This is a genomic window from Micromonospora echinaurantiaca (genome assembly GCF_900090235.1).
GTDB lineage: Bacteria > Actinomycetota > Actinomycetes > Mycobacteriales > Micromonosporaceae > Micromonospora > Micromonospora echinaurantiaca.
The window spans coordinates 2,630,042-2,656,113 of sequence record NZ_LT607750.1; the positions used below are offsets into that span (position 1 = coordinate 2,630,042).

Annotated in this window: 24 protein-coding genes; 6 read left to right on the forward strand and 18 right to left on the reverse strand. The window is 75.0% G+C overall.

Annotated elements, in window-relative coordinates; translation table 11 throughout:
• The first annotated feature begins 150 nt into the window (after positions 1-150).
• A complete protein-coding gene (locus tag GA0070609_RS12105; protein WP_088993900.1) occupies positions 151-705 on the forward strand; it encodes an arsenate reductase/protein-tyrosine-phosphatase family protein in 555 nt (184 codons plus the stop codon).
• Here the strand turns inward: GA0070609_RS12105 and GA0070609_RS12110 are convergent.
• The 9 genes from GA0070609_RS12110 to GA0070609_RS12150 form a co-directional block, all read right to left on the reverse strand.
• Positions 686-2,146, reverse strand: a complete 1,461-nt coding sequence (locus GA0070609_RS12110) for a polysaccharide biosynthesis tyrosine autokinase (RefSeq protein WP_088993901.1) — start codon at positions 2,144-2,146, stop codon at positions 686-688. The genes GA0070609_RS12105 and GA0070609_RS12110 overlap by 20 nt on opposite strands.
• 524 nt (positions 2,147-2,670) lie before the next feature.
• Positions 2,671-2,868 carry a hypothetical protein gene (locus tag GA0070609_RS12115; RefSeq protein WP_088993902.1) on the reverse strand — a complete coding sequence of 66 codons (198 nt, stop codon included), beginning with the start codon at positions 2,866-2,868 and terminating at the stop codon, positions 2,671-2,673.
• 112 nt (positions 2,869-2,980) lie between these two features.
• Positions 2,981-3,568 carry a TMEM165/GDT1 family protein gene (locus GA0070609_RS12120; RefSeq protein WP_088993903.1) on the reverse strand — a complete coding sequence of 196 codons (588 nt, stop codon included), beginning with the start codon at positions 3,566-3,568 and terminating at the stop codon, positions 2,981-2,983.
• A gap of 223 nt (positions 3,569-3,791) precedes the next feature.
• Positions 3,792-4,757 (reverse strand): L-histidine N(alpha)-methyltransferase, encoded by a 966-nt coding sequence (egtD, locus tag GA0070609_RS12125; protein ID WP_088993904.1) that lies wholly within the window; start codon positions 4,755-4,757, stop codon positions 3,792-3,794.
• A 51-nt stretch (positions 4,758-4,808) separates the two neighbouring features.
• A complete protein-coding gene (gene egtC, locus GA0070609_RS12130; RefSeq protein WP_088993905.1) occupies positions 4,809-5,555 on the reverse strand; it encodes an ergothioneine biosynthesis protein EgtC in 747 nt (248 codons plus the stop codon).
• 70 nt (positions 5,556-5,625) lie between these two features.
• Positions 5,626-6,951 (reverse strand): ergothioneine biosynthesis protein EgtB, encoded by a 1,326-nt coding sequence (gene egtB / locus GA0070609_RS12135; protein WP_088993906.1) that lies wholly within the window; start codon positions 6,949-6,951, stop codon positions 5,626-5,628.
• Between the two features lie 8 nt (positions 6,952-6,959).
• Positions 6,960-8,195, reverse strand: a complete 1,236-nt coding sequence (egtA, locus tag GA0070609_RS12140; protein ID WP_088993907.1) for an ergothioneine biosynthesis glutamate--cysteine ligase EgtA — start codon at positions 8,193-8,195, stop codon at positions 6,960-6,962.
• A gap of 190 nt (positions 8,196-8,385) precedes the next feature.
• Positions 8,386-9,252 (reverse strand): hypothetical protein, encoded by an 867-nt coding sequence (locus GA0070609_RS12145; protein WP_088993908.1) that lies wholly within the window; start codon positions 9,250-9,252, stop codon positions 8,386-8,388.
• A 16-nt stretch (positions 9,253-9,268) separates the two neighbouring features.
• On the reverse strand, positions 9,269-9,898 hold the full coding sequence (locus tag GA0070609_RS12150) for an RNA polymerase sigma factor (RefSeq protein ID WP_088993909.1): 630 nt from the start codon (positions 9,896-9,898) through the stop codon (positions 9,269-9,271).
• Between the two features lie 549 nt (positions 9,899-10,447).
• On the opposite strand from GA0070609_RS12150, the gene GA0070609_RS12155 reads away from it, so the two are divergent.
• Positions 10,448-11,800 carry a serine/threonine-protein kinase gene (locus tag GA0070609_RS12155; RefSeq protein WP_088993910.1) on the forward strand — a complete coding sequence of 451 codons (1,353 nt, stop codon included), beginning with the start codon at positions 10,448-10,450 and terminating at the stop codon, positions 11,798-11,800.
• Positions 11,801-12,031: 231 nt separating this feature from the next.
• On the opposite strand, the gene GA0070609_RS12160 is transcribed toward GA0070609_RS12155, so the two are convergent.
• The 5 genes from GA0070609_RS12160 to GA0070609_RS12180 all read right to left on the reverse strand — a co-directional run bounded on the left by GA0070609_RS12160 (position 12,032) and on the right by GA0070609_RS12180 (position 18,093).
• Positions 12,032-14,512 (reverse strand): ABC transporter permease, encoded by a 2,481-nt coding sequence (locus GA0070609_RS12160; protein ID WP_088993911.1) that lies wholly within the window; start codon positions 14,510-14,512, stop codon positions 12,032-12,034.
• Positions 14,509-15,285: an ABC transporter ATP-binding protein gene (locus GA0070609_RS12165; protein WP_088993912.1), complete on the reverse strand. Its 777-nt coding sequence runs from the start codon at positions 15,283-15,285 to the stop codon at positions 14,509-14,511. Before GA0070609_RS12165 ends, GA0070609_RS12160 begins: the two co-directional genes overlap by 4 nt.
• 147 nt (positions 15,286-15,432) lie before the next feature.
• Positions 15,433-16,098 (reverse strand): response regulator, encoded by a 666-nt coding sequence (locus tag GA0070609_RS12170; protein WP_088993913.1) that lies wholly within the window; start codon positions 16,096-16,098, stop codon positions 15,433-15,435.
• Positions 16,095-17,348 carry a sensor histidine kinase gene (locus GA0070609_RS12175; RefSeq protein ID WP_088993914.1) on the reverse strand — a complete coding sequence of 418 codons (1,254 nt, stop codon included), beginning with the start codon at positions 17,346-17,348 and terminating at the stop codon, positions 16,095-16,097. The genes GA0070609_RS12170 and GA0070609_RS12175 overlap by 4 nt, the downstream gene beginning before the upstream one ends.
• Before the next feature lie 64 nt (positions 17,349-17,412).
• The gene (locus GA0070609_RS12180) at positions 17,413-18,093 is read right to left on the reverse strand and encodes a DUF305 domain-containing protein (RefSeq protein ID WP_088993915.1); all 681 of its coding nucleotides are present in this window, start codon (positions 18,091-18,093) and stop codon (positions 17,413-17,415) included.
• Positions 18,094-18,231: 138 nt separating this feature from the next.
• Here GA0070609_RS12180 and GA0070609_RS12185 point away from each other — a divergent pair, with 138 nt between their 5' ends.
• Positions 18,232-19,686 (forward strand): LVIVD repeat-containing protein, encoded by a 1,455-nt coding sequence (locus tag GA0070609_RS12185; RefSeq protein ID WP_088993916.1) that lies wholly within the window; start codon positions 18,232-18,234, stop codon positions 19,684-19,686.
• 75 nt (positions 19,687-19,761) lie between these two features.
• On the opposite strand, the gene GA0070609_RS12190 is transcribed toward GA0070609_RS12185, so the two are convergent.
• Positions 19,762-19,983 carry a DUF2188 domain-containing protein gene (locus GA0070609_RS12190; protein WP_157748121.1) on the reverse strand — a complete coding sequence of 74 codons (222 nt, stop codon included), beginning with the start codon at positions 19,981-19,983 and terminating at the stop codon, positions 19,762-19,764.
• Between the two features lie 102 nt (positions 19,984-20,085).
• On the opposite strand from GA0070609_RS12190, the gene GA0070609_RS12195 reads away from it, so the two are divergent.
• Positions 20,086-21,093, forward strand: a complete 1,008-nt coding sequence (locus tag GA0070609_RS12195) for a linear amide C-N hydrolase (RefSeq protein WP_088993918.1) — start codon at positions 20,086-20,088, stop codon at positions 21,091-21,093.
• A gap of 136 nt (positions 21,094-21,229) precedes the next feature.
• Here the strand turns inward: GA0070609_RS12195 and GA0070609_RS12200 are convergent, their stop codons facing one another.
• Positions 21,230-22,162, reverse strand: a complete 933-nt coding sequence (locus GA0070609_RS12200) for a PfkB family carbohydrate kinase (RefSeq protein WP_088993919.1) — start codon at positions 22,160-22,162, stop codon at positions 21,230-21,232.
• Positions 22,163-22,437: 275 nt separating this feature from the next.
• Here GA0070609_RS12200 and GA0070609_RS12205 point away from each other — a divergent pair, with 275 nt between their 5' ends.
• Together GA0070609_RS12205 and GA0070609_RS12210 are read left to right on the forward strand one after the other, a co-directional pair.
• Positions 22,438-23,175, forward strand: a complete 738-nt coding sequence (locus GA0070609_RS12205; RefSeq protein WP_088993920.1) for a hypothetical protein — start codon at positions 22,438-22,440, stop codon at positions 23,173-23,175.
• Positions 23,172-23,516, forward strand: a complete 345-nt coding sequence (locus GA0070609_RS12210) for a winged helix-turn-helix domain-containing protein (protein WP_088993921.1) — start codon at positions 23,172-23,174, stop codon at positions 23,514-23,516. The genes GA0070609_RS12205 and GA0070609_RS12210 overlap by 4 nt, the downstream gene beginning before the upstream one ends.
• Before the next feature lie 53 nt (positions 23,517-23,569).
• On the opposite strand, the gene GA0070609_RS12215 is transcribed toward GA0070609_RS12210, so the two are convergent.
• Both GA0070609_RS12215 and GA0070609_RS12220 read right to left on the reverse strand, forming a co-directional pair.
• Complete coding sequence (locus GA0070609_RS12215) at positions 23,570-24,400, reverse strand: MerR family transcriptional regulator (protein ID WP_088993922.1); 831 nt, start codon at positions 24,398-24,400, stop codon at positions 23,570-23,572.
• A gap of 57 nt (positions 24,401-24,457) precedes the next feature.
• The gene (locus GA0070609_RS12220) at positions 24,458-26,071 is read right to left on the reverse strand and encodes an asparagine synthetase B family protein (RefSeq protein ID WP_088993923.1); all 1,614 of its coding nucleotides are present in this window, start codon (positions 26,069-26,071) and stop codon (positions 24,458-24,460) included.
• Between the last annotated feature and the right edge of the window lies 1 nt (position 26,072).

Here is a 26,072-nt window from a genome sequence, read left to right on the forward strand (position 1 = left end):
TCCGTCCGGGGCAGCCGGTTCGGCGCGGCAGCACCGGTCACGGGGGTCGAGTCCACGTACGATGCCGACAACCCCTCCGCGGTCGGCCGTCGCAGGCCGGCCGCCGTCGCGGCGGCCCGCGCCGCGACTCCGCCGACGAGAGGGGTCCAGATGACCGACCGGGTGCTGTTCGTCTGCCACGCCAACCTGTGCCGGTCGCCGATGGCCGAGTACCTCGCCCGGCGGCTGCTGGGCGACCGGCCGGTCACCGTCTCCAGCGCCGGCACCGACGCCGTCGAGGGCCTGGCCATGCACCCGTACGCGGCCGAGGTGGCGGCGGAGACCGGTGCGGACCCGGCGGAGTTCCGCAGCCGGCTGCTGCGCCCGGAGTACCTCGAGGGCGCCACGCTGGTGCTCACCTCGACCCGGCGGCAGCGGTCGGTGTGCACCGCGATGGTGCCGGCGGTGCTGCACCGGACCTTCACCCTGCGCCAGTTCGGCCGGCTGGCCGCGGCGGCCGAGCCGCCGGAGGACCTGGCCGACGACTCGGTACGGGCCGCCGTCGTGGCGGCCGCCCGGGCCCGGGGGCGGCTGCAACCCGCCGCCCCCGGTACGGACGACCTGCTGGACCCGATCGGCGGCACCGCCACCGACTTCCGAAGCTGCGCGGAGGAGATCGAACGGTCGCTACGACCCCTCGCCGCGCTCATCGGGGCAGCCGGGTGAGTTCCTGCGTACGGTCCGGGACACCGGCGCCGGCGCGCTCGGCGTGCCGGCCGCTGGTGGCCCGGTCCGCCGGCACCGACGTGGTGGCGGTCGAGGCGACCACCCGGTAGGCCTCGTACTGGTACGCCTCGGTCTTCGGGACCCTGGCCATGTTCAGCACGCAGCCGAGCAGGCGCACCGAGACCGAGTGCAGCGCGCGGGAGGCCGCGGCCACCTGGGTGCGCGAGGTCCGGCCCTGTTGGGAGACGAGCAGCGCGCCGTCGGCCTGCACGGCCACCACGACGCCGTCGGTGACGGCCAGCAGCGGCGCGGTGTCGATGATGACGATGTCCGCCGACTCCCGCAGGGCCAGCAGCAGGTCCGCCATCGCCTTGGAGCCGAGCAGCTCGCTCGGGTTCGGCGGCGCCGAGCCGCTGGGCAGCACCAGCAGGGACTTGTCGCCCCAGCGCTGCACCACGTCGCCGACCTGCACGTCGCCGACCAGCACGTCGGTGAGGCCGACGCCGGCGTCCAGGCCCAGGTAGTCGTCGACCTTGGGCCGGCGCAGGTCGGCGTCGACCAGCAGCACCCGCCACCCGGCCTCGGCCAGCGCGATGGCCAGGTTGCAGGAGAGCGTGGTCTTGCCCTCGCCCTGCAGCGCGCTGGTCACCGCGATCACCCGGGCGGGCTCGTGCACGTCGACGAAGCGCAGGTTGGTCCGGAGCTTGCGGACCGCCTCGGCCCGCGCCGAGTTCACCGCCTCGCCGACGATCAGCGGCTCCGACTTGGCGCTGCCCTCGAACGGGATCTCGCCGAGCAGCGGGCTGCCGGTGGTCCGCTGCAGGGTCGCCGCGTCGCGCAGCCGGACGTCGGCCAGCCCGCGCAGGATCGCCAGGCCCATCCCGCAGAGCAGGCCGAGCAGGCCGCCGATGGCGAAGTTACGCACCGGCTGGGGCGAGACCGGGCTGGAGCTGACCCGCGGGCCGCTGACCACCTCGATCTTGATGGGGCCGGTCTGGCCGTTCGCCGGTGTCTCGACCTTCTGCACGAGCTCGACGAACTTCGCCGACAGCGTCTCGGTCACCCGCAGCGCGCGGGTCTGGTCGGTGTCGGTCACCGACGCCCGCAGCAGGACCGTGCCGGTCTCGGTGGAGGTGCTGACCCGGCGCTGGATCTCCTCGGCGGTCAGCCCCACCGAGTTCTCGGCCACCACGGCCTGCGCGAGCCGGTCGCTGGTCAGCAGCTCGGCGTACGACTTCACGCGCTGCTGCATGAGCAGGCCGCCCTGGTAGGCGTCCGTGACGCCCTGGCTCGGCGTGGTGACGAAGAAGGTCACCGAGGCGACGTACCGGGGCTCGGCCCGGACGGTGACGAACGCGGTCACCCCGAGCGCCACCATGATCGTGAGCAGGACGATCCACCAGTGCTGGCGCACCAGGCGAAGCTGGCGGTACAGGTCCATCAGGCGCGCCTCCGTACCAGGCCGGTAACGCCAAAGAACTTCACGAAAACCCCCAAGGTCGACTTAATCTCGTGAACCATTAAAGCGGCTGATGCGCCTTTATGTCCGGAGTTATCTGTTTTCGCCTAGGCGAGAACACGCGCCCGGAATTACCAACCCGAGAAGTGGTCGTTCGGCATCGCCCCGGAAGCAGAAAAGCCGTCCCGGACACGGGAAAGGACCGACCGGCGGGTGGCGTGGCACCGGTCGCCGGGAGTGGCCAGGCTTCGTCGCCCGGGCCGGGACGCGGGCGTGGTCGCCCGGTCGGGGGTCGGGCATGGGCGCCCGGTGGGGGGTCGGGCGGACGGGGTCGGGGCGGCGGGTCGCTCCCCGCCGTGCTCGGCAACGCGGTCGGCTTCCCAGGGGCTAGGAGGTCCGGAGTTCCGCTCGGCCTACCGGCTGGCCCCGGCTCAGCCGCGCCGGCTCGACGCCGGAGAGGAAACGGGGGGCGCCGGCCACGCCGGCGCCCCCCGTTCGCGTACGCCTCAGCGGCGCCGGTCGGCCGGCGCCCGCTCCTCGGCCTCGTCGGCGAGGGCGTCGGTCACCGGTTCGGTGAAGTCGTCCGCCGGCACCGCCACCTCCTCGGCCAGGTCCTGCTCGTCGGGCCGGCCGCCCGGCGGCGGCTCGGGAGCGGTGGCGCCACCGGCGAACCCGTACTCGTTCGGCTCGTCGTGCTTGCTCATGTGGTTATCCTCCCGGTTTCCCCGCTTTCGCCTCCTACCGCTCACGGTAGGTGGTGATCCCTGTGCCCGCAGGGCGCCGGGGATAGTCACCGTGGCGACGGGTGGTCGACGCTCAGCGCAGCTGCTCCACCGCCTCCAGGATCAGCCAGAGCCCGCAGATGGCGAAGAGCACAGCGGCGCCGTAACGGATGGTCCGCTCCGGCAGCTTCCGGCCGAGCAGCCGGCCGACCAGGATGGCCAGCGCGTCCGCCGCCACCATGCCCACGGTGGAGCCGAGCCAGGTGCCGAACCAGCCGTACTTGGTGGCCAGCGTGATCGTCGCCAGCATTGTCTTGTCGCCCAGCTCGGCCAGGAAGAACGCGACCGACACCGCGACGATGGCGGACTTGCTGGTCTTCTCCGCCTTGCGCCGCTCCTCCTCGGTGAGTTTGTCCCCGCGCAGGGTCCACGCCCCGAAGCCGAGGAACGCCAGACCGGCGATCAGCGAGATCCAGCCGGTCGGCAGGGCGGCGCCGAGGCCGTAGCCGATCGCCACCGAGGCCAGGTGCACCACGGCGGTGGCCACGGTGATCCCGATCAGCACCGGCAGCGGCTTGAAGCGGGTGGCGAAGGTCAGCGCCATCAACTGGGACTTGTCGCCCAGTTCGGCGACGAAGATGACGCCGAAGCTGACCACCAGCGCGACGAGGAAACCCTCCATGACATCCTTCCGGTCCATGCCGGGAGGAGGTACGGGGCGACCTCGACCCGGCTGTACAGCCTGGGTCGAAGGTCTCGCCCGCCCCGCCGCTGGCGGGGCCGCGTGGCCGGATGCGGAACGCACCAGTGTGTCGACCACGACATTGGGGGCTACTCCCCTTCGCGCCGTCAGCCTAGCCGATCACCTCCGCCGGTCGCCGTCCGGGTGAACGGGCTCACCCGGCTCAGTCGGCCCGGGCCAGGGTAACGCCGAACAGGCCGTCCGGATCGGTCCAGAACTCCGCGGCGGCGAACCCGGCCGCGGCCAGCTCCCCGGCGACGCCCGCCGGACGGAACTTCGCGGAGACCTCGGTGCGCAACTCCTCGCCCTCGGCGAACCGGACGTCCAGGTCGAGCACCCGCACCCGCATCGGCCGCCGGGCCCGCAGCCGCATCTCGATCCACTCCCGGTCCGGATCCCAGCGGGCCACGTGGTCGAACGCCGCCGGGTCGAAGTCCGCGCCCAACTCGCGGTTGATCACCCGCAGCACGTTGCGGTTGAACTCGGCGGTCACCCCGGCCGCGTCGTCGTACGCCGGCACCACCACCGACGGGTCCTTGACCAGGTCGGTGCCGAGCAGCAGCCAGTCACCCACCTCCAGCGCGGCCCGCATGTCGGCCAGGAACCGGGCCCGCTCGGCCGGCAGCAGGTTGCCGATGGTGCCGCCGAGGAACACCACCAGCCGGCGCCCACCGGTGGGCAGCCGGTCGAGGTGCCGGGTGAAGTCACCGACGATGCCGCGTACCCGCAGGCCCGGGTAGTCGGCGGCGATCTCGGCGGTGGACCGGCGCAGCGCGCTGACCGAGACGTCCAGCGGTACGAAGGTGCCCAGCCCGCCGTGCCGGGTGAAGGCATCCAGCAGCAGCCGGGTCTTCTCCGACGAGCCGGAACCGAGCTCGATCATCGTCTTCGCGCCGGTCAGCTCCGCGACCCGGTCGGCCCGGCCGGCCAGCACGGCCCGTTCGGCGCGGGTCGGGTAGTACTCCGGCAGCCGGGTGATCTCCTCGAACAGCTCGCTGCCCCGGGCGTCGTAGAACCACTTGGGCGGCAGCCACTTCGGATCGGCGCTCAGGCCGGCGCGTACGTCGTCGCGCAGGCCACGGTCGAGGTCCCCGGGTTCGAGGTGGATCTCCAACGGCTCGGTGCTCATCTGGGCTCCCTTCGTACGGGCGACAGGTCCCTCTCCCCGGCCGGACGGCGGTCACACCTCACCGATGGCACGCACCCGCACCTCGGTCGCGGTGCCGGTCACCAGGTGCCCGTCGGGCACCTCCCGCCAGCCGGGTTCGTCGTCGTGCGGTTCGGACGCCAGCAGCACCGACCGCGGTGTGGTGCGGATGGACAGCGCGTGCCCGGCCACGCTGGCGGCCACCGTCCGCCCGTCGGTGAGCAGCAGGTTCAGCCGGGAACCGGGGGCGGCCGCGGCGACCGCGGCGACCGTCTCGGCGACCGCCCGGGCCGGATCCACCCCGGCGCGCAGCCGGTGCCGCACCAGCGCCCAGAGCAGCGCCGAGTCGGTGGCCGCGTCCAGAGTGAGCAGGTCACGCACCGGCAGCCCGCTGGCCAGCGGCACCATCGAGTCGGGCCAGCCGCGTACCACCCCGTTGTGGCTGAACAGCCAGCGCCCCTCGGCGAACGGCGCGGCGGCGTTGTCCAGCACCGCCATGCCGACGGTGGCCGAGCGCACCGCCGCCAGCACCGCGCCCGCCGAGGTGACGGCGGCGAGCTGGGCGATCGTCGGGTCGCTCCAGATCGGCTGCGCCCGCCGGTACCGCACCGGGTCGCCGTCGCCGGGATACCAGCCAATGCCGAAGCCGTCGGCGTTGATCGTCCCGCCGCCGCGCATGTCGCGCGGCGACCAGGACTGCCGCAGCAGCGAGTACGGCGGGTCGAACAGCAGTTCCCGCAGGTTGACCGGCGGCCCCAGGTAGGCCAGGTGGCGACACATCAGCGGGCACCGCCGCCGGCCCGCCGGGCGGCTCGCGCCCCTTCGGTGGTACGCGTCGCGGGTGCCGCCGTCACCCGTGCGCCTCCTCGGCGGTGGCGTCGCGGGCGCAGCGGAAGCCGCTGAAGATCTGCCGGCGGATCGGGTAGTCCCAGTTGCGGAAGGTGCCCCGGCAGGCGGCCCGGTCGGTGCCGAACGACCCGCCGCGCAGCACCCGGTAGTCGTCGCCGAAGAAGACCTCGGAGTACTCCCGGTAGGGGAAGGCGGTGAAGCCCGGGTGGCCGCGGAAGGTGGTCGAGGTCCACTCCCACACGTCGCCGATCAGCTGGTGCACGCCCAGCGGTGAGGCGCCCTCCGGGTAGGCCCCGACCGGGGCGGGCCAGAGGTGCCGCTGGCCCAGGTTCGCGTGCGCGGCGGTGGGATCGTCGTCGCCCCACGGGTAGCGCCGGGAGCGGCCGGTGGCCGGGTCCCAGCGGGCCGCCTTCTCCCACTCCGCCTCGGTGGGCAGCCGCCTTCCCGCCCAGTTCGCGTACGCCTGCGCCTCGTGGAAGCAGACGTGCACCACCGGCTCGTCGTCGCGGACCGGCGTCCACCGGCCGAAGCGGCGGCAGGCCCAGCCGTCGCCGTCGCGCTGCCAGTGCATCGGCGCGGTCAACCCGGCCTCGGTGCGGTGCCGCCAGCCCTCCGGTGTCCACCAGCGCGGGTCGTCGTAGCCGCCGTCGGCGATGAACGCGCGATAGGCCCCGTTGGTGACCGGCGCGGCGTCGATGACGTACGCGGGCAGCTCGACCCGGTGGGCCGGGCGCTCGTTGTCCAGCGCCCAGGGGTCGGTGTCGGTGCCCATGGTGAACGGCCCGGCCGGCACCAGCACCTCGTCGCCCACCCGCACCCGCGGCTCGGGCGGCGGGGGCGCGTGCAGCACCGCCGGGCCGGCGCGCAGCTGGTGGGTGGCGAGCATCGTCTCGTCGTGCTGCTGCTCGTGCTGGACGATCATCCCGAAGGCGAACCCGTCGGCGACCAGCGGCCGGTCGGTGAACCGGACCCCGTCCAGCAGGTCGAAGACCTTGTCACGGACGGTGCTGACGTAGGCGCGGGCCTCGGCCGGGGGCAGCAGCGGCAGGGCCGGCCGGTCCCTGCGGGGCTGCTTGAACGCGTCGTAGAGGTCGTCGATGTCGCGCCGGACCGGCTCCCGCCCGCCCACGTCGCGGACCAGCCAGAGTTCCTCCTGGTTGCCGACGTGGGCCAGGTCCCAGACCAGCGGGGACATCAGCGGCGAGTGCTGTCGCATCAGGTCGGCGTCGTCGACCGCCTCGGTCAGCAGGGCGGTGCGGGCGCGGGTGCGCTCCAACTCGTCGGCGATCCGGCCGCGCAGCCGCTCCGCGCCGTCCCGCCCGGTCACTTCTCCGGTCACCGTTGTCCCCTCTCCGCGACGGCGCGCCGCCGCCGTACGCCTCGGTGGATCTCGTCGTGCAGCGGCGCCGGCAGGTCGAGCCGGGGCAGCGCCGCCAGAGCCAGGTCGAACAGGGCCGCCGCCGTGGCGGCCAGTGCCGGATCGCGCAGGCCGTGCCGGGCGGCGGCGTGCCAGCGGTGCGCCACCGGCGCGGCGACCGCCCGGGCCGCGTCCACGGTGTCGGGGCCGGTGAGCAGGGCGGCGAGCACCGCCAGCGGCAGCGTCCAGCCCCGGCCGGGCTGCGCGTCCAGGTAACGCAGTTCCAGGTAGCCGCGCGGGCGCACCGGTGGGAACAGCGTGCTGACGTGGTATTCCAGGTCGTCCGTGGTGGGCGGCCGGGGCAGCGCCCCGTCGATCCAGTCGGCGAAGGTGACCCCGGGCGGCGGCGTCCAGTCGGCGCCGTCACCGCGCAGGCAGAGCAGCGGCGCCGCCAGCACGTACGCCGTCCAGGCCGGCACCGGGTCCTGGTCGGCCTGCTGCGGCGTCCAGACCGGTCGGGTGCGGGCCGGGTCGATGGCCAGCCAGGCCGCCATCCGAGCCGACGCCCAGCCGGTGCGCTGGCCGGCGTGCCGGTCGGCGGTGGCGAACGCGGCCACCAGCGGCGGGCCGACCGCGTGCACCAGCGCCCAGCGGGCGGCGAACCGCTCCGGCTCGCCCGCGTCGAGGCAGAGCTGCAGACCGGCGGTGCTGTACATCATCGTCCGGCCGGCCGGCCCGCGCCGGTCGAAGACCTGCCGCATCGCCCGGTAGCGGGGCGTCTCGACCACCGGACGCGGGGGCCGGTGGGGATCGATGCCGGTCTGCCCGAGGGTCAGCCCGGCACCGGCCAGCAGGTTGGTGAGCTGGGCGATGTCGGCCTCGGTGGCCTGGATCAACGCGGCGATCGAGGGTCGCGGCGCGGTGGAGACCTCCAGTTGCCCGCCCGGCTCCACGGTCACGGTGCTGCCGTGCCGGAGCCGCTCGGCGGGACTGGCGGGATCGAGGGTGACGGGGCTGTGCCGCCCCAGTGCCGCCCGGAGCCGCTCGCCGTTGACCGGGCGGGCGGGATCGGCGGCGTCATGCACGGTCCATTCCAGTTCGACGCCGGTGCGGGTCGGTGGACCGGTCTTGAAGCAGATCCGGGCGAGGTGCCGGGCGGCCGCGCCGGACTCGCGCAGCACGGTGGACTGGTCCAGCTCCGGTGACGTCACCACGGGATGCCCCCTCTCCATGCCCGATCACCCGACCTTGGGCCACCGTAACCCGGCCCACCGACAACGATCCGGCCGTCCGCGGCGATCCCTCGGGTGTCGGGGGCGGGGGGCAGACCCGCCGGGCGTGCGACTCGGACCTACGGCAGCGGCAGGACCAGCGACGATGTCCCCCGGGCCGGCGAGCGGCGGTTCAGTTGGCGGGGCGGGCAGCGGGCCGGGCGTTCCGGCCGGCGGCCGGCGGGACGGCCGGGTCCGCCGACGGAACGTCCCCACCGGCGGCGGGGGCCGCGCCCCGAGCCCCCGGATCGGCGGCGGGCGGGTCCGCCGGCTTGCCCTTCGGAGACTTGGCCGGCTTGGCGTTCTCGGACTTCGCGGGCCTGGCGTTCTCGGACTTCGCCGGGCTGGCCGCCGGGGATCCTTCCGGCCCGGCGTCGGGCACCAGGGCGTGGCAGTGGTCCTCGACCCGGTCCCGACCACCGGCGGCGGTCACCAGCCTGCCGAACGCCGGCGTGTCCAGCGCCTTCGCCCGCTGCGCCGGCGACTTCGCCAGGTATGCCCGGCACAACCCGGCGAGCTGCTGCTCCCCGGCCGGCGGCCGGTCCCCGCCGGCCGGCCCGCCGGTGGGCGTCGCCGGGCCGGGCCGTTCGGTGCCACCGGCCGTGGCCGGTCCGCCCGCCCCGTCGGTGGTCGGGGCCGGTGCGGCGGTGGTCGGCGGGGGTGCCGGATCGTCCGGGCGGTCGAGCGTGGCCGCGGCGAACGCGGCGCCGGCGGTCGCGGTGGCCGCGACGCCGGCGATCCAGGCCACGGCGCCGGCGGTGAACCCGGGACGGCGTGGGGCGCAGGCTGGCGCGGCGGCCGGCCCGGCGGCGCGGGCCGCGCGGAAGGCGGCCAGCGCCGCTTCCTCACCGGCCAGCTCGCCGGGACGGGCCGGGGCCGCCGCCGCCGACAGCAGCCGGGCGAGCGGGTCCGTGCCGGCGGGAGCGCCGGGGCCGGCGGCGTCGAGCAGCCGATCGGACTCGGTGCGGTCGGCGGGCCGACCGGACCGGCGCAGACTCATCCTGAATCCCCTCACGTCAACCGTCCGCCGGCTCGGCGTGCGGCGCCTGCCGGCGCCCGGTACGCGGACGGGGGGCGGCGGGGCTCTCCGACTCGGCCGGCCGGTCGGCCGGGTCGTGGCGTTCCATCAGCGCGGCCAGCCGCCGCAGCCCGCGGTGCGCGGCGGTGCGCACCGCGCCGGGCCGCCGCCCGAGCACCCGCCCGGCGGTCTCCGCGTCCAGCCCGATGACCGCGCGCAGCAACACGGCCTCGGCCTCCCGGGGCGGCAGGGTCGAGATCAGCGCCAACGCCGCCTCGGTGCCGATCGTCTCGCCGGCCCGCTCGGCGGTGTCGGCGTCACCGGCCAGTTCGCTGAGCGCCTGCACGGGCACCGGCAGGGACGGGCGGCGGCGCTGCCGGCGCAGGTGGTCCATGGCCCGGTTGCGGGCGATGGTCACGGTCCAGGCGCGGAACTCGCCGCCGGTGAAGCTGGGCAGGTCGCGGGAGATCTGCAGCCAGGTCTCCGAGGCCACGTCCTCGGCGTCCGCGCCGACCAGCGCGGTGAGATAGCGCAGCAGGCCCGGCTGGAGGCTGCGGTAGAGGAAGCGGAAGGCGTCCTCGTCGCCGGCCTGGGCGGCGACGACGGCCTCCGTCAACTCACTGGACATGGGTCCGCCGGCTCCGGGGCCCGGGCATGCCCCAGCGGCGCACGCCGGACCTGGCGTGCGCGACGCCAGCCCGGTCCGGCAGCCGGACCTGATCCCGCACCCTCAGCCCCCCGCTGACCTGTTCGCACCCCCGACCGCAGTGGCCCGGGCGGTATGTCTGGACACTCGCCACGGCGCGGCCGGCGGCGGGGCCGCGGCGGGGCCGTGGGGCGGGCCCGAGTTCGGCTAACGCTAGGAGCCGGGCGCCGATCCGACAAGCCGGTGACCGTGGGGAAAAGAGTGAGATTTGTCTGGCCGAACGGCCCGCGAGTCGCTGTAACACAATCGCCGGCCGGGACGCTGCGGCACCACGTACGACCTGGCCGGCGCGGCCGGGCCGGCCGTTCGCCCAGTCCAGCACGGACGCGGACGGACCTGATCACGGATCGTTCCGATCCGGTCACAGGATATCGGAGGAGATCGAGATCTCGCCGCCCCGACCGCCAGCCGGTCCCGGCGGTCGGGGCACGCTGGTCGCGACGCGTGCTTTCCGGCAGTGCTGGGTACGGTATGGCTGTGCTGTCATCGGAGGTCGTGCTCAGCGGCCGCTACCGCTTGGACGAACGTGTCGCCACCGGCGGCATGGGCGACGTCTGGCGTGCCTCGGACCTGGTCCTCGGTCGTTCGGTAGCGGTGAAGGTGCTGCTCCCGGCGCTGGTTTCCGACCCCGATTTCATCGCCCGGTTCCGCGCCGAGGCACGGATCATGGCCGCGGTGCGGCACAAGGGCATCGTGCAGGTCTTCGACTGCGGCGAGGACGCGCTGCCCGACGGCTCCCGGGCCGACTACCTGGTCATGGAGTTCGTCACCGGCGAGCCGCTGTCGAAGCGGATCGAGGCGCTCGGCCGGCTGGGCGTGGCCGAGACGATGTCGATCGTGGCCCAGGTCGCCCAGGCGCTGCACGCCGCGCACTCCGGCGGCATCGTGCACCGGGACGTGAAGCCGAGCAACCTGCTGGTGCAGGAGGACGGCTCGGTCGTGCTGGTCGACTTCGGCGTCGCCCGGTCGACCAACGTCACCAGCATCACCAGCACCAACGCGGTGCCCGGCACCGCGCTCTACATGGCTCCCGAGCAGGCCGCCGGCCGCCCGGTTTCCGGCGCCACCGACATCTACGCCCTGGGCGCGGTGGCGTACTGCTGCCTGACCGGCAGCCCGCCGTTCACCGGCGACAATCCGCTCCAGGTGGCCGTCCGGCACCTCGACGACGAGCCGCCGGAGCTGCCGCACGACATCCCGGAGGCGGTCCGCGCCCTGGTCGGGCGCGCCCTGGCCAAGGACCCGGCCGACCGGTTCAGCAGCGGCGCGGCGATGGCCGCGGCGGCCCGGGCCGCGGTTTCCGACCCGTCCGCGCCCACCGCGATGGTGCCGGCTGCGGGCGGGCTGCGCAGCGCCGGCCCGGACACCCGCACCGACGTGCCGGCCACGGTCGGCACGCAGGGCGGGCGCCGGCGGCGCGGCACCCTGGTCGGGGCCGGCGCGGCGGTGCTGGTCGCGCTCGCCGCGCTCGGCGCGGCGCTGGGCGCGGCCCGGGAGGCCAACGCGCCGGCCGTGGAGATGCCGACCACCGTGCCGGCGACCGCGCCGAGCCAGGCCGAGCTGCCGGTCCAGGACGACGCGAGTTCGGTCGCACCGGGGAACCGGCCGTTCCGCCCGGCCGGGTCGACCGGCAGCCCGTCGGCCTCGGTCAGCCCGACCCCCAGCGCGCAGCCCAGCGAGACCACCAGCCCGGAGCCCGGGCCCAGCGAGACCAGCCCGTCGCCGGACGACCCGCCGCCGTCGACGCCGGCCAGTCCGCCCGCGTCGGAACCGCCCGCCACCCCGCCGACGAACGAGCCGGGTGGCGGCGGGTCGGCGCAGTGACCACGAAGGACCACGGCCGCCCCACTGGCACCGTTGTTTCCAAAACGGACTCATGATGGCAAAGTCGGCGCTAGGGTCGAGGGCAGGTAGGGCTTCGGCGCGTACCGGCGGGCGGCAGGCCGCAGCCCACGCCCGCGCTCGGCGCCGCGGCTCCGGTTGACCCGGCACCGCTGGCCGGTCCCGCCGCCCTGAGGGCGGGCGGGACCGGCCGGCGGATGTCACCCCGAGGGGTCACTGGTCGCCGAGGGCCTCCACGACCGGCCGGGACAGCGCCCGGCGGGCCGGCAGCACCGAGGCGCCCAGCGCCGCCAGCACCGCGGCGCCGAGGATGAGCCCGAGCTGGCCCAGCGGCAGCACCACGTGGAAGTCACCGCCGATCCGGCCGAGCAGGGCCATCGCGGCGGCGCTGACGCCGGTGCCGAGACCCACGCCGAGCACCGCGCCGACCAGCGCCATCAGCACCGCCTCGACGGCCAGCATGGCGCGCATCCGGCCCCGGGTCAGCCCGACCGCGCGCAGCACGGCGTTCTCCCGGGTGCGCTCCACCACCGACAGGCTCAGCGTGTTGGCCACCCCGACCAGCGCGATCACCACGGCCAGCCCGAGCAGCGCGGTGACGAACGCCAGCAGCATGTCCACCGTGCTGGTCAGCATCTCCTTGTACGCGCTCTGGTCCATCAGGTTGACCGTCGGGTAGCGGCCAAGGACCGTCTCCACGGCGGCGCGGGCCGAGCCGGCGGAGACCCCGTCGGCCGGGTCGATCTCGGCCAGGAAGCCCCGCCGGTCCGGGAAGAGTGCGGTGAAATCGTCGTCGGCCACCTCGATCACGTGACCGGCCGGCATCGAGCTGCCGGCCGGTCCCGGCCCGTCATCGGTGACCACAGCAGCGACCCGCAGCGCCCGGCCCCGCACGGTGACCGTCGAGCCGGCGGTCCAGCCGTGCGCCTGCGCCAGTTCCCGGTGCACCAGCGCCGTGCCGGGGCCGAACCCGTCGAGGTCGCCGGCGACCACCCCGGTCAACGTCCGGGCGACCAGGGCCGGGTGGGCGGCCCGGATCTCCATCCCGGCGGAGACCGCGCTGCGCTGCTCGTGCACCACCCCGAGTTCGGGGCGGGCGCGCAGCTCGCCGGCGAGGGTCGCCGGCAGGTCGCCGCCGATCCCGGTGACCACGAGGTCCACCCCGATCTCGGCGTCCACGCTGCGCTCGATGCCGTCCTTGGTGCTGCGCGCGCCGACCACGAAGGCGGAGACCAGCCCGATCCCGATCACCAGCGCGGTGGCGGTGGCGGCGATCCGCCGTGGGTTGCGGACGGCGTTCGCCACGGCCAGGCCGGCGGTCGCCCCGAACACCCGGCGGGCCGGCCAGCCGAACACCCGCACCAGCGCCGGGACCAGCACCGGCCCGAACAGCACGATGCCGAAGAAGGTCAGCACCCCGCCGGCCGCGACCAGCAGCACCTGCACGGCGAACGCGGCACCGACCAGCGCGGCGATCCCGGTCGCGAAGACCACCGCGCCGGCGGCCAGCCGGAACCGGCCGGCGCCCCGGCTGGGCTGCACCGCCGCGTCGGTGAGTGCGGCGACCGGGGCGATCCGGGTGCCCCGCCAGGCCGGCAGCAGCGCCGCACCGACCGTGATCGCGGTGCCCAGCACCAGGCTGAGCAGCACCGTCGACGCGGTGACGGTGAGCCCGCCGGAGGCCGGCGCGTCCAGCCGGGACATCAGCTCGCCCAGGCCGGCGGCCAGGCCGACGCCGAGCAGCACGCCGGCCGCGGAGGCGGCCAGGCCGACCGCCGCCGCCTCCAGCAGGGCGGCGCGAAACAGCTGTCCGCGGGTCGCCCCGACCAGCCGCAGCAGCGCGGTCCGCCGGGTCCGCTGGGCCAGCACGATGGCGAACGTGTTGGCGATGACGAAGCCGGCCACCACCACCGCGACCCCGGCGAAGGTGAGCAGCACCATGTTGAACTGCTCCAGGCTGCGGACCGCCTCGTCGACGGCGTCGTCGAGGATCTGCTGGCGGGTCTTCACGCTCGGCCCGGCGCCGGCCGCCGCGGCGACCCGGTCGACCAGCTCCGCCTCGGCCACGCCCGGCTGGGCGGCCACCATGATCCGGCCGTACCCGCGCTCCCCGGTGACCGCGAGGGCGTCGGAGCCGACCAGGCCGATGAACGGGCCGCCGACGTCGCGCGCGGTGTCGGCCACGTCGACCGTGCCGACCAGGGTGTACGGCCGGGCCGCTCCCCCGGCCCCGCCGACCCGGACCGGGGCGCCGAGGGTGAAGCCCTCGGCGGCGACCGTCGGCGCGTCCAGCACCACCTCGCCGGGGCGGTCCGGCAGCCGGCCGGCGACCACGTCGTACGAGCGCAGGGCCGGCTCGACCGGGATGGCGGCGAGCACGGCGTAGCCGAGCACCGGCCGGCCGTCGGCGCCGAGCACCCCGCCGGAGCCGGTCAGCTCGCCGGCCGCGGCGGCCACCCCGTCGACCGCGCGCACCCGGTCGACCAGGGCCGGCGGCAGCGCCTCGGACTCGGCGTAGACGCCGAGGTCGGTGTGCCGGTCGAAGGTGCCGGCCCGCTCGTACGCCCCGGCCCGCATGCCGTCGACGAAGATCAGCGTGCCGGCGACGAACGCCACGCCGAGCACGATGGCCAGCGCGGAGAGCAGCAGGCGCAGCGCCTCGGCGCGCAGCGAGCGCAGGGTCAGCCGGATCACCGGGCCACCGCCTCGCGGGCCGGGTCGAGCCCGGCGAGCGCGTCCAGGACCCGCTCGGCGGTGGGCGCGGTGAGGTCGCGCACCAGCCGGCCGTCGGCGAGGAAGACCACCCGGTCGGCGTACCCGGCGGCCCCCGGGTCGTGGGTCACCATGACGACTGTCTGCCCGAGGGTGTCGACCGCCTCGCGGAGCAGCCGCAGCACCTCGGCGCCGGACCGGGAGTCCAGGTTGCCGGTGGGCTCGTCGGCGAAGATCACCCAGGGCTTGGTGATCAGGGCGCGGGCCACCGCCACCCGCTGCTGCTGGCCGCCGGAGAGCTCCGCGGGCCGGTGCCGCAGCCGGTCGGTCAGCCCCACCGCGGCCACCACTTGGCGCAGCCAGCCGGGGTCGGGGCGGCGGCCGGCGATGGCCAGCGGCAGCACGATGTTCTCCTCGGCGCTCAGCGCCGGCAGCAGGTTGAACTTCTGGAACACGAAGCCGACCCGGTCGCGGCGCAGCAGGGTGAGCCGGCGGTCGTCGAGCCGGCTGAGATCGGCCTCGCCGATGCGCACCGCGCCGGCGGTGGGCCGGTCCAGGCCGGCCAGGCAGTGCATCAGGGTGGACTTGCCGGAGCCGGACGGGCCCATGATGGCGGTGAACCGGCCGGCGGCGAAGTCGACGTCGACGCCGTCCAGGGCGACGACGGCGGCCTGGCCGCTGCCGTACCGCTTGGACAGGCCGCGGGCGGTGACCGCGACGCCGGCGGCGGCGTGCGCGGGAGGTGCGACGGACACGTGGCGCTCCCCGTGGAGATCGTTGGTGGGACGTCTCCGACGCTATGGGCGGGCCGGCGGGGCGGCGTCCACCCGCGCGCTCGACCGTGCTGCGACCACGGGTGCCCCTGACCGGGCGGACCCGTACGACCTGGGTCGTACGGCGGCTCAGCCGCCGGGGGTGACCAGTCCGCTCTCGTACGCCAGCACCACGGCCTGCACCCGGTCGCGGAGCTGGAGCTTGGCCAGGATCCGCCCGACGTGGGTCTTCACGGTGGCCTCGGCGACGTGCACCCGGGCGGCGATCTCGGCGTTGGACAGCCCCTGCGCCACCAGCAGCAGGATCTCCCGTTCCCGCTCGGTGAGCTGGGCCAGCCGGGGGTCCTCGGTCGGGCCGGGGCCGAGCCGGCCGGCGAACCGGTCGAGCAGCCGCCGGGTGATCGACGGGGCGACCACCGAGTCCCCCTGGGCGACCACCCGGATCGCGGCCAGCAGCTCCTCCGGCGGGACGTTCTTGAGCAGGAACCCGCTGGCCCCGGCCTGGAGAGCGGCGAACGCGTCGGCCTCGGTGTCGAAGGTGGTGAGGACCAGCACCCGGGGCGGGCCGGTGGGCCGCCCGGCGCAGAGCCGGCGGGTCGCCTCCACCCCGTCCATGGTCGGCATCCGGATGTCCATCACCACCACGTCGGCGGCGACCCGGTCGAGCACCCGCAGCGCGTCGGCGCCGTCGATCGCCTCGCCGACCACCTCGAGGTCGGGCTGGGAGTCCAGCACCATCCGGAACCCGGCGCGCACCAGCGCCTGGTCGTCCACGATCACCACGCGGACCGTCATGCCGCCACCACCTCCGTTCCGGCGCTCGACGGTAGCGGCAGCCGCGCCCGCACCTGCCAGCCCCCGGCCAGCCGGGGCCCGGCGGTCAGGCTGCCGTCGTACACCGCCACCCGCTCGCGCATGCCGACCAGGCCGTGGCCGCCGGACGGCGCGGGGCCGACCACGGTCCGGCCGCGCCCGTCGTCGACCACCGCGACCAGCACCGCGCCGGGTTCGTGGGCGAGGGTGACCTCGACGCCCGCGCCGACCCCGGCGTGCTTGAGCGCGTTGGTCAGCCCCTCCTGCACCACCCGGTAGACGGTCAGCTCCAGCCCGGGCGGCAGCGGCGCCGGCTCGCCGGTCACCGCGTACCGCACCCGCAGGCCGGCGGCCCGGAACCGGTCCAGCAGCGCCGGCAGTTCGGTCAGCGCCAGCCGGCGGTGCTCCGGGTCGGCGGCCACCCCGGCGCCCTCGGGTTCGGCCGCCGCGCCGGCTTCGGCCGCCGCCTCCGGCCGGCCCTCCTCCCGCAGTACGCCGACCAGCCGGCGCATCTCCTCCAGCGCCTGCCGGCCGGTGTCGGCGACCACCTTGACCGCGGCGCGGGCGGTCTCCGGGTCGCGGTCGAGCATGTACCGCGCCCCGTCGGCCTGCACGATCATGACGGCCATGCTGTGCGCCACCACGTCGTGCAGTTCGCGGGCGATCCGGGCGCGCTCCCCGGCGACCGCGGCGCGGGCCTCGGCCTCGCGTTCCCGCTCCAGGGTGGCGGCCCGCTCCTCCAGGCTGAGCACGTAGAGCCGGCGGGTCCGCACGTTGAGCCCGACCAGCCAGACCGCCCCGGTGACCAGCCCGAAGTAGATCGCGGTGGCCCACCAGGCGACGCCACCGTCGGTCTGCTGATCGTTCTGCAGAGCGGCCAGCAGCACCCCCACGACGGCGACGATCCCGGCGAGGATGCCGTCGCGGAGCCGGTCGGCGTACTTCACGACGCTGTAGAGGGCGATCAGCACCGCGATGTCGTAGGGCAGCGGACCCCAGCCGGCGACCACCTGGAGCAGCGCGAGCACCGCCACCACGGCGGTGACCGCCGAAGGGTGGCTTCGCCGGAACAGCAGCGCCACCGCCATCGCGGCCCCGGTCAGGGTGGCCTGCCAGCCGCCGGGCTGGGCCACCACGCCGGCGACGGCGAGGAGCGCCACCACCGCGGAGACGAAGACGTCGAAGGCGACGCTGCGCAGCGGGCGGCCGAAGACGGTGCGGTTCACGGTCACCCAGCGTACGTGCCCGATCGGCGCGGCGGCCGGTCCGCCATGATCATCCGGGGGCGGCGCCGGGTCAGGAGTCCAGGAGTTCGCGCAGCCGGTCGATCTCGACGGACTGCTCGGTGGCGACCGAGTTGGCGAACTCGGACAGGGTCAGCTCGGAACCGACCTTGAGCAACTCGGTGGCCATCTCGACGGCGCCCCGGTGGTGCTCGGTCATCATCCGCACGAAGAGCCGGTCGAACTCGGCGCCCCGGGCGTCGGCGAGCCGGCGCATCGCCTCGGCCGACTGCATGCCGCGCATGGTGCCGTGGTCGTGCCCCTCGACCCGCTCGGCGAGACCCCGGACCTGCAGCCAGCCGCGCAGCATGCCGATCTCCGGGCCCTGGCTGGCCCGGATCCGGTCGGCGATGGCCCGCACGTCGGGGTCGGCGGCCCGGTCCGGGGCGAGTTCGGCCATCGCCAGGGCCTGCCCGTGGTGCGGGATCATCATCCGGACGAACTCGACGTCCATCGCGTTGTGCGGGCGCTCGGGGGCGCGGACCTGCTCGGCGGGCCGGACGGCCGCCGACTCGCCGGGCCGGCCCGGCACGATCACCGGCGGACCGGTGGGGGTGGGCGTGGCGGTCGCGGCGGCCGGCCGGGCCTCGCCGGGCGCCGGGTCGGCGCCGGCGCGGACCACGACCAGGACCACCAGCGGCAGCGCGAGGGCCAGTGTGACGATCGCCAGGGTCCGCGCGCGCCGGTTGGTCATGGGCCACTCCCTGAGGTCGAGGTCACCGCGATGGTATCCATCGACGGACCGGACGGCATGTGACGCAGGTCACATCGACGTCTGTCGTCGGACGGTAAGGTGTGGACAATCGTCACCCCCCTTGCGAAGGGCTCGCCGATGATCAGATTCCCCTCGCCGCGGACCCGGCGGTTCAGGGTCGTCAGCCTGGCCGCGGCCGGGTTGCTCCTGGCCAGCGTCGTGACCGCACCACCGAGCAGCGCCAGTGTGGCGCCGCAGCCGGCATCGGCCGGCACAGTGGACACCACCAACACCATCCCCGGCGTCGACGAGATCGTCAGCAGTCCCAACCTGCGACTGATCACCAACCTGCCCAAGCAGGCCCCGCTGGACGCCACCAACAGCGACCTGGCGTTCCAGGGCAGGTACGCGTTCGCCGGCAACTACAACGGCTTCGTCGTCTGGGACATCTCCCGGCCCAGCGCGCCGACGGTCGTGGCGTCGGTGTTCTGCCCCGGTTCGCAGAACGACATCTCCGTCCACGACGACCTGCTCTTCCTCTCCACCGACTCGCCCCGCAGCGACGACTCGTGCAACAGCACCGGCCTGCCGGCGACGGAGAAGGAGTCGTGGGAGGGCATCAAGATCTTCGACATCCGGGACAAGGCCAACCCGCGCTACATCAAGTCGGTGGAGACGGCCTGCGGCTCGCACACCCACACGCTGGTGCCGGCCAAGGACAACCGCTCCGTCTACCTGTACGTCTCCTCGTACAGCCCGCGGGCGGAGTTCCCGGACTGCCAGCCGCCGCACGACTCCATCTCCATCGTCAAGGTGCCGCTGAAGAAGCCCACCGAGGCGGCGGTGGTGGCCACGCCGAACCTCTTCCCGGACGGCGGCTACGAGGGCGTGCCGGGCGAGAAGTCGGCGACCAGCGGCTGCCACGACATCACGGCGTACCCGCAGAAGGACCTGGCCGCGGGCGCGTGCATGGGCGACGGCATCCTGATGGACATCCGCGACCGCGAGGCGCCCCGGGTGATCAACCGGGTGCGGGACACGACCAACTTCGCGTTCTGGCACTCGGCCACCTTCAACAACGCCGGCACCAAGGTGGTCTTCACCGACGAGCTGGGCGGCGGCGGCGCCGCCACCTGCAACGAGACGGTCGGGCCGAACCGGGGCGCGGACGCCATCTACGACATCACCGGCCGCGGCGACAACCGGACGATGGTCTTCCGCAGCTACTTCAAGATCCCCCGCACCAACGCCGACACCGAGAACTGCGTGGCGCACAACGGATCGCTGATCCCGGTGCTCGGGCGGGACATCATGGTCCAGGCGTGGTACCAGGGCGGCGTGTCGGTGTGGGACTTCACCGACTCGGCCAACCCGAAGGAGATCGCCTTCTGGGAGCGCGGTCCGATCTCGACGGAGGCGCCGGTAGGCGGCGGTTCGTGGTCCGCGTACTACTACAACGGCTACATCTACTCCAACGACATCGCCAAGGGCTTCGACGTGCTGAAGCTGACCGACTGGCGGACCTGGACGGCGGAACTGGTCCGGTACCGGGAGCTGAACGTGCAGACCCAGCCGCGCTACCTGGGCTGGTAACCCACGCGACAGACCGGGCCCGGTCCCCGCTCGGGGGGGGCCGGGCCCGGTCACGTACGCGGGGCGGCGGTCGCCTCAGCCCGCCGGCGGGTACGGGTCGCCCTGGTAGGTGTACTCCGTCTCGATCTTCCCGTCGGCGGTGTGCACGACGAGCTGGCTCGGCTCGTTGCCGTGCGCCGCCTCGCGGCCCGCCTCGACGGCGCGCTGCTTGGTGTCGAAGGTGCCGACCACCTGGTTGCCCCGCTCGACCTTCCAGCCGCCACCGTTCGGTACGACGTGGTATTCGTTGCGCTTCATGCCACCTGCCTCTCGTTCGTGGCGGTTCAGGTACCCGGCCGCCGCGGGCCGAAAACCGGGCCGGTGGACAACCATCTATCGCTGCCCTAGCGTTCAACAGATATGCGGAGGACTCTGTGGGGCGCCGGCGTCGCCCTGATGCTGGCCATGACCGCCTGTTCCACACCCGACCCGGCCGGCCGCGCACCGGCCGCGCCGGCCGTGACCGGGACGCCCGTCGCCTCCCGGCAGGATCCGGGCCAGGTCGAGCAGACCCTGACCAGCCTGCGCAAGGTCGACGACCTGCCGCTGTACGAGATGACCTACGTCGGGGCGTACGACCCGACGGTGGGTACGGACGCCAGCCCGACCACGAAGCCGTTCGGCTGCTCGCTCTTCGTCGCCGCGGGCAACCCGGGCCGGCCGCTGTTCGCTCGCAACTTCGACTGGGACGCCAACCCGGCGATGGTGCTGCGCACCGACCCGCCGGACGGCTACGCGAGCATCTCCGTGGTGGACATGTCCTACCTCGGCGTCGCGGCCGACCCGAGCGGCGACCGGCGGCTGCTCAACGCCCCGCTGCTGCCCTTCGACGGCATGAACGAACGCGGCCTGGCGGTGGGGCTGGCCGCCGACGACGGCGCCCGGGCCGACCGGGACCCGGCCAAGCCGACCGTCGGGTCGGTGCGCATCCTGCGGCTGGTGCTCGACCAGGCGGCCACGGTGGACGAGGCGGTCGCCGTGTTCCACCGCTACAACGTGGACTTCGACGGCGGGCCGCCGCTGCACTACCTCATCGCCGACGCCACCGGCGCCTCCGTGGTGGTCGAGTTCACCGACGGCCGGCTGCGGGTGGAGCGGGGATCGGGCGGCTGGCAGGCGCTGACCAACGTGCCGGTCGCCGGGGTGCCGGAGCAGCGCCGCCGGGAGGACCACCGGTACCGGGTGATCGCCGAGGCGCTCAGCCGCACCGGCGGGGTGGCCGACGCGTCCGCCGCCCACGGGATCCTCACCGACGTCCGCCAGGGGCACACCCGCTGGTCGGTGACGTACGGCCTGCGCAGCGGCGAGGTCCGGTTGACCACCGCCAGCGGCGGCGCCGAGCGGCGCTACCAGCTGCCGGTGAGCTGACCCCCGTTCCCGGCGGCCGCCCGCCACGGCGAGCTGTTCGGGGCGGCCGGGGCGCGGGATCGGCACGGCGGTCGACCGCGCCGCTCGACTGCGGTGCTCGGCCGCGGCGGCGTGGCGTCGCGCTCTCGCCGCCGGATCAGCGGTCGGGGATCCGGTCGAGCTGCTCCTGGATCGCCTCGGGGGTCAGCGCCGGACGGCCGCCCGGGTGGCCGACGGTGGCGCCGGCGGCCGCGACGGCGTACCGGGCCACCCGGTCGCGGGGCTCGTCGCGGAGCAGCCCGAGGGTGAGCGCGGCGACGAACGCGTCCCCGGCACCGGTGTCGTCCACCGTGGGCGTCTCGCTCAGCGGCACGAACACCTCCCCGTCCGGCCAGACGAACGCGTTGCCGGCCCCGGCCACCTCGACGGCCAGCAGCGACGGGCCGCGCCGCAGCAGCTTCCGCCCGGCCGCGAGGCCGCCGTCGGCGTCCGTCGGCTCGTCGCCGGTGAGCAGCCCGACCTCGCGGGCGTCCGCGCGCAGCACGTCGGCGAGCGCCAGCAGCTCGTCGGCGGCGGCCCGATCCTCGGGCGCCCCGTCGAGCACCACCAGCCGCCCGGCCGACCGGGCGGTCCGGGCGGCGGCGAGCGCCGCCGCCGGTGGCTGCTGCAACTGCACCAGCACGGCCCGGGCGCCGCGCAGCGCGTCGGCGGCTCCGGCGACGTCCTCGGGGGCGAGCAGGGTCGGCTCGGGCAGGTCCTCCAGGTAGCGCCAACGGGCCGCCCGGTCGACCAGGTCGACGATCAGCCCGGTGGGAGTGCCGGACCGGCGTACCACCGGACCGACGTCCACGCCGTCGGCGCGGGCCCGGGCGAGCAGCCGCTCCCCCACCTCGTCGTCGCCGACCACCCCGAGCAGCCCGACCCGGGCGCCGAGCTGGGCCAGCGCGACAGCCTGGTTGGCGCCCTTGCCGCCGAGCAGTTCCCGACGCCGGCGCACCGGCGCGGTGCTGCCGGCCGGCGGCACCTCGTCCACCAGCAGCACGAGATCCCGGGCCACCTGCCCGACCACCAGCACGTCCAGTCCCGCCATGTCCGGCTACTACCCCGGCCGGCGCCGGCCACGCCCCACCGGCTGGCGAGCCGGCCGGCGCACGCCGCGCCCGTTGGCGAGCGAGCCGGCGCACGCTGGTGCCGCTTCGCTGCCGTGCCGGCGGCCGCCCGACCCGCCCGTCCGAGGTCCCGGCAGCGCGGCCGGTCCCGAGTGGGCGGTGTTGCCAGCGCGGTGCGCCGGCCATAGACTTTGCTTTGCAGAGTTATCGCTGTCGCAAAGGTTATCGCTGTCGCAAAGCCAGACAGGAGTACGCCATGGAGCCCGGCACCGATCAGGCCGAAGACACCCTCGCCGCCCTGGAGCGGCTGCGCCGACGCACCCACCGGCGCGTCCACGGCGGCGCCTGGCTGCCCGCCCTCGGCATCGCCGCGCTGCTGCTGGCCAGCGTGGCGCTCTACCGGCACCCGCTGGCCGCCCCCACCGCCATCGTGGCCGAGCATCCCTGGTGGGCGGGGCTGCCCGACGAGCAGCGCAGCCCGGTGGCCTCCTACACGTTCTGGTTCGTCGGCACGCCGCTGCTGTTCGCCGGCATCGGCCTGTGGTACCGCTGGCGCGCCCGTCGGCTCGGCGTACGGGTCGCGTGGCCGCTCGTCGCCGGCACCGGGCTCGGGGTGCTGGCCCTGCTGGCCGTGCTCGCCGCGGTGCCGACCGGGCCGGTGCCGGACGGGCTCACCGTTGCCGACGGGCCGTACTGGTCCGGGCTGCTCACCCCGCTGCTGCCGCTCGCGGCCGCGGTCGTGGTGCTCGGCCGGGCCGAGCGCAGCGCCGGCCTCACCGCGGCGGGCGTGTGGATGGCCCTGCTCACGGCCTGGCTGTGCACCTCGTTCCCGCTGGGCACGCTGCCCGGCTGGGCGGGCCGACTGGTCGGCGGCGACGGCCTCGGCGGCCAGCTCGGGCTGCGGCCCGGCCACTATCTTGTCCTGATGGCACTCCCCCTGCTCGCGGTCGCCGCCGTCCGGCTGATGTCCGGCCGCCGCCCGGGCCGCGCGTGACGCGGCAGCAGCCACCGCACCCCGCCACGGCCCTGGACGACGTCGTCCACCAGCGGGTACGGCTGGGCATCCTCACCGTGCTGAGCGAGGCGCACGAGTGCCGGTTCGCGGTCCTGCGCGACGAGCTCGGGCTGACCGACGGCAACCTCAACCGGCACCTGCGCATCCTGGAGGAGGCCGGGCTGCTCCAGGTGACCAAGGGCTACGAGGGCCGCCGGCCGTGCACCTGGGTGCGGTTGACCCGGCAGGGCCGGGCCGCGCTGCGCGCGGAGGTCGCCGTGCTGGAGCAGCTGGTGGCCCGGATCCGCGGCGCGACCAGCCGACCGGCCGCCGACGGCTGAGCGCCGGGCGGCGGCCGCCCACCGTCACGGCGGGCGGCCGGCGGTGGGGTCGGTCAGCCGTGCCGGACGGGGAGCTGGAGCTCCGTGACGCCCTTCTCCGGCGCGTCCGGGCAGTAGTCCAGGTAGACCTCCCGGGCGAACCCGTCGGCCCGGTAGCCGTTCTCCTCGATCCAGCGGGCGAGCACCTGCATGCTCTGCTCCGCCTCGTCCATCGGGCCGTGGTGGATGACGGTCGCCGCGGCGGGCACCGCGGGCAGGTCGACCACCGCGACACCGGCCGCCGGATCGGGGTCGACGTCGACGGTCACCCCGGCGTGCACCACGACGGCCTCGCCGCCGGGCTCGCCGGCCGGGGCGTACCAGGCGATGCCCGGTCCGCTCGGCCGGATGCCGGCGGCTTCCAGCCGGCGGAACAGCTCCGGGTAGAGCGGCTGGATCACCGGGCCGATGTCCTCGGTCTGGTAGCTGGGCGCGGTGGCGCTCAGCTCCGCGAGGCGCACCGGCGCGATCGGCTTGAGTACGACGTCCTGGGTGGTCATCCGACCCTCCGTCTCGATCATCCGGAGTCTCGCCTCGATCCCGGCCAGCCGGGCGGTGTCCGCGGCCAGCTGCGCCTCCAGTTGCGAGCGGCGCAGCCGCAGCATGCCGCGCAGCTCGGCGACGTCCACGGCGTCGTCGAGGATCGCCTGCACCTGGGCCAGGGTGAGACCCAGCTCCTTCAGGGCGATCACCCGGTTGAGCCGGCGCAGCTGCTCGGCGGTGTAGTAGCGGTATCCGCTGTGCGGGTCGACGGCGGCCGGGCGGAGCAGGCCGATGCTGTCGTAGTGGCGCAGCATCCGCACCGACACCCGGCCCAACCTGGCGAAGTCTCCGATGCTGAACATGGCGCTCCCTACGGTCGGCGCTGACACCGTGTCAGAGTCAACCCCGGACGCGTCAGCTCAGCCCGGCAGCGGCGCCTCCTCGTCGCCACGGGTGCGGCGCGGGCCGACCAGCCGACGCACCATCGGGGCGGCGTTCCACCTCGCCGCGCCGACCAGGTCGCGGGCGTGCTCCAGCACTGTGTAGTCCGGTCGCGCCCGGCCCGCCGCGATGGCCCGGTCCAGGTCGTTGCCGCAGCGGGTGAGCACGGTGTCGAAGTCCCGGCGGACCGGCTCCAGCAGGTGGTAGCCGTACTGGCGGTGCAGCCGGGCGAAGAGCGGCTTGTAGAGCCGGGCCCGCTCGTGCAGCCCCGACGAGTACGACATCGGGTTCTTCGGCCGCCGCCGCACGTAGTCGGGCAGCAGGTCGGCGAAGGCCCGCCGGACGATCCACTTCTCCTGGCCCTCGCGCAGCTTCAGCGCGACCGGCAGCCGCATCGCCAGCTCCACCAGGTTCAGGTCGAGGAACGGCACCCGGGCCTCCACCCCGTGTCCCATGCTGGCCCGGTCGACCCGCTGCAACTCGGTCCGGCACAGGTTGCGGATCTTGTGCAGGAAGAGCCGGCGGGACGCCTCCGGGCCCACCTCGTGGTACATCGGGTAGCCGCCGAACAGTTCGTCCGACCCGTCGCCGGTGAGCACCACCTTGACGCCCAGCTCCCGCAGCCGGCGGAAGATCGGCACCGAGACGACCGCGTTGATGATGTCGCCGTACTCGGTCAGCTCGGAGATCCGGATCGCCTCCCGGATGTCGGCCAGCCGGATGTCGCGCGGGCGCAGCTCGACCACCTCGTGCGGCACGCCCAGGTCGACCGCGAGCCGCCGGGCGTACGCCACGTCGGGGCTCTCCGGCACGCCCACGGTGACCGCGACGCAGTCCGGGTGCAGCTCGCGGACGTGCAGCAGGGCCAGCGAGCTGTCCAACCCGCCGGAGAGCACCACCCCCACGGTGAGGTCGGTGTCCACCCGGACCCGGATGCTGTCGGTGAGGGCGGCACGGACGAGCAGGGCGGCCTCATCCGGGTCGTCCACCACCGGCAGCCCCTCACCCAGCCGGAGCAGGTCGAGGTACGGGCGCAGCCGCAGCTGCCCGTCGGCGTCGACCCAGCCGTGGTGCCCGGGCGGCACCTCGGCGATCTGGGTGCCGTGCCCGACCAGCGCCTTGACCTCGCTCGCCAGGTGCAGGCAGCCGGGGGTGCGGGTCCAGTAGAGCGGCTTCACGCCGAGCGGGTCGCGGACCAGGTACGCGCGGCCGGTGGCCCGCTCGACCACCGCGAAGGCGTACTCCCCACGCAGCCGGGTCACCATCCGCTCGCCCCAGTGCAGGAACGCGGCCAGCACCACCTCGGTGTCGCTGAGGCTGCGGAACCGGTACCCGAGCCGCGTCAGCTCCCCGCGCAGCTCGTGGTGGTTGAAGACCTCGCCGTTGTAGCAGAGCACCCACCGCTCGTCGGCCGAGGTCCACGGCTGCACCGCCCGCTCCCGGTCCACCACCCGCAGCCGCCGGACGCCGGCGAGCAGGCCGTTCTCGTACCGGGTCTCGGTGACCTCGCCGCGCGGGGCGAGGACCGTCAGCATCCGCCGGAAGATCGCCGGGTCGGCCTCCGGGCCGAGGCTCAGCACGATGGCGCACATC

Coding starts and splice junctions, on each gene's coding strand:
- GA0070609_RS12105 (WP_088993900.1), top strand. CDS start 151: ATGACCGACCGGGTGCTGTTCGTCTGCCACGCCAACCTGTGCCGGTCG.
- GA0070609_RS12110 (WP_088993901.1), bottom strand. CDS start 2,146: ATGGACCTGTACCGCCAGCTTCGCCTGGTGCGCCAGCACTGGTGGATC.
- GA0070609_RS12115 (WP_088993902.1), bottom strand. CDS start 2,868: ATGAGCAAGCACGACGAGCCGAACGAGTACGGGTTCGCCGGTGGCGCC.
- GA0070609_RS12120 (WP_088993903.1), bottom strand. CDS start 3,568: ATGGAGGGTTTCCTCGTCGCGCTGGTGGTCAGCTTCGGCGTCATCTTC.
- egtD (WP_088993904.1), bottom strand. CDS start 4,757: ATGAGCACCGAGCCGTTGGAGATCCACCTCGAACCCGGGGACCTCGAC.
- egtC (WP_088993905.1), bottom strand. CDS start 5,555: ATGTGTCGCCACCTGGCCTACCTGGGGCCGCCGGTCAACCTGCGGGAA.
- GA0070609_RS12145 (WP_088993908.1), bottom strand. CDS start 9,252: ATGAGTCTGCGCCGGTCCGGTCGGCCCGCCGACCGCACCGAGTCCGAT.
- GA0070609_RS12150 (WP_088993909.1), bottom strand. CDS start 9,898: ATGTCCAGTGAGTTGACGGAGGCCGTCGTCGCCGCCCAGGCCGGCGAC.
- GA0070609_RS12155 (WP_088993910.1), top strand. CDS start 10,448: ATGGCTGTGCTGTCATCGGAGGTCGTGCTCAGCGGCCGCTACCGCTTG.
- GA0070609_RS12170 (WP_088993913.1), bottom strand. CDS start 16,098: ATGACGGTCCGCGTGGTGATCGTGGACGACCAGGCGCTGGTGCGCGCC.
- GA0070609_RS12180 (WP_088993915.1), bottom strand. CDS start 18,093: ATGACCAACCGGCGCGCGCGGACCCTGGCGATCGTCACACTGGCCCTC.
- GA0070609_RS12185 (WP_088993916.1), top strand. CDS start 18,232: ATGATCAGATTCCCCTCGCCGCGGACCCGGCGGTTCAGGGTCGTCAGC.
- GA0070609_RS12190 (WP_157748121.1), bottom strand. CDS start 19,983: ATGAAGCGCAACGAATACCACGTCGTACCGAACGGTGGCGGCTGGAAG.
- GA0070609_RS12195 (WP_088993918.1), top strand. CDS start 20,086: ATGCGGAGGACTCTGTGGGGCGCCGGCGTCGCCCTGATGCTGGCCATG.
- GA0070609_RS12200 (WP_088993919.1), bottom strand. CDS start 22,162: ATGGCGGGACTGGACGTGCTGGTGGTCGGGCAGGTGGCCCGGGATCTC.
- GA0070609_RS12205 (WP_088993920.1), top strand. CDS start 22,438: ATGGAGCCCGGCACCGATCAGGCCGAAGACACCCTCGCCGCCCTGGAG.
- GA0070609_RS12215 (WP_088993922.1), bottom strand. CDS start 24,400: ATGTTCAGCATCGGAGACTTCGCCAGGTTGGGCCGGGTGTCGGTGCGG.
- GA0070609_RS12220 (WP_088993923.1), bottom strand. CDS start 26,071: ATGTGCGCCATCGTGCTGAGCCTCGGCCCGGAGGCCGACCCGGCGATC.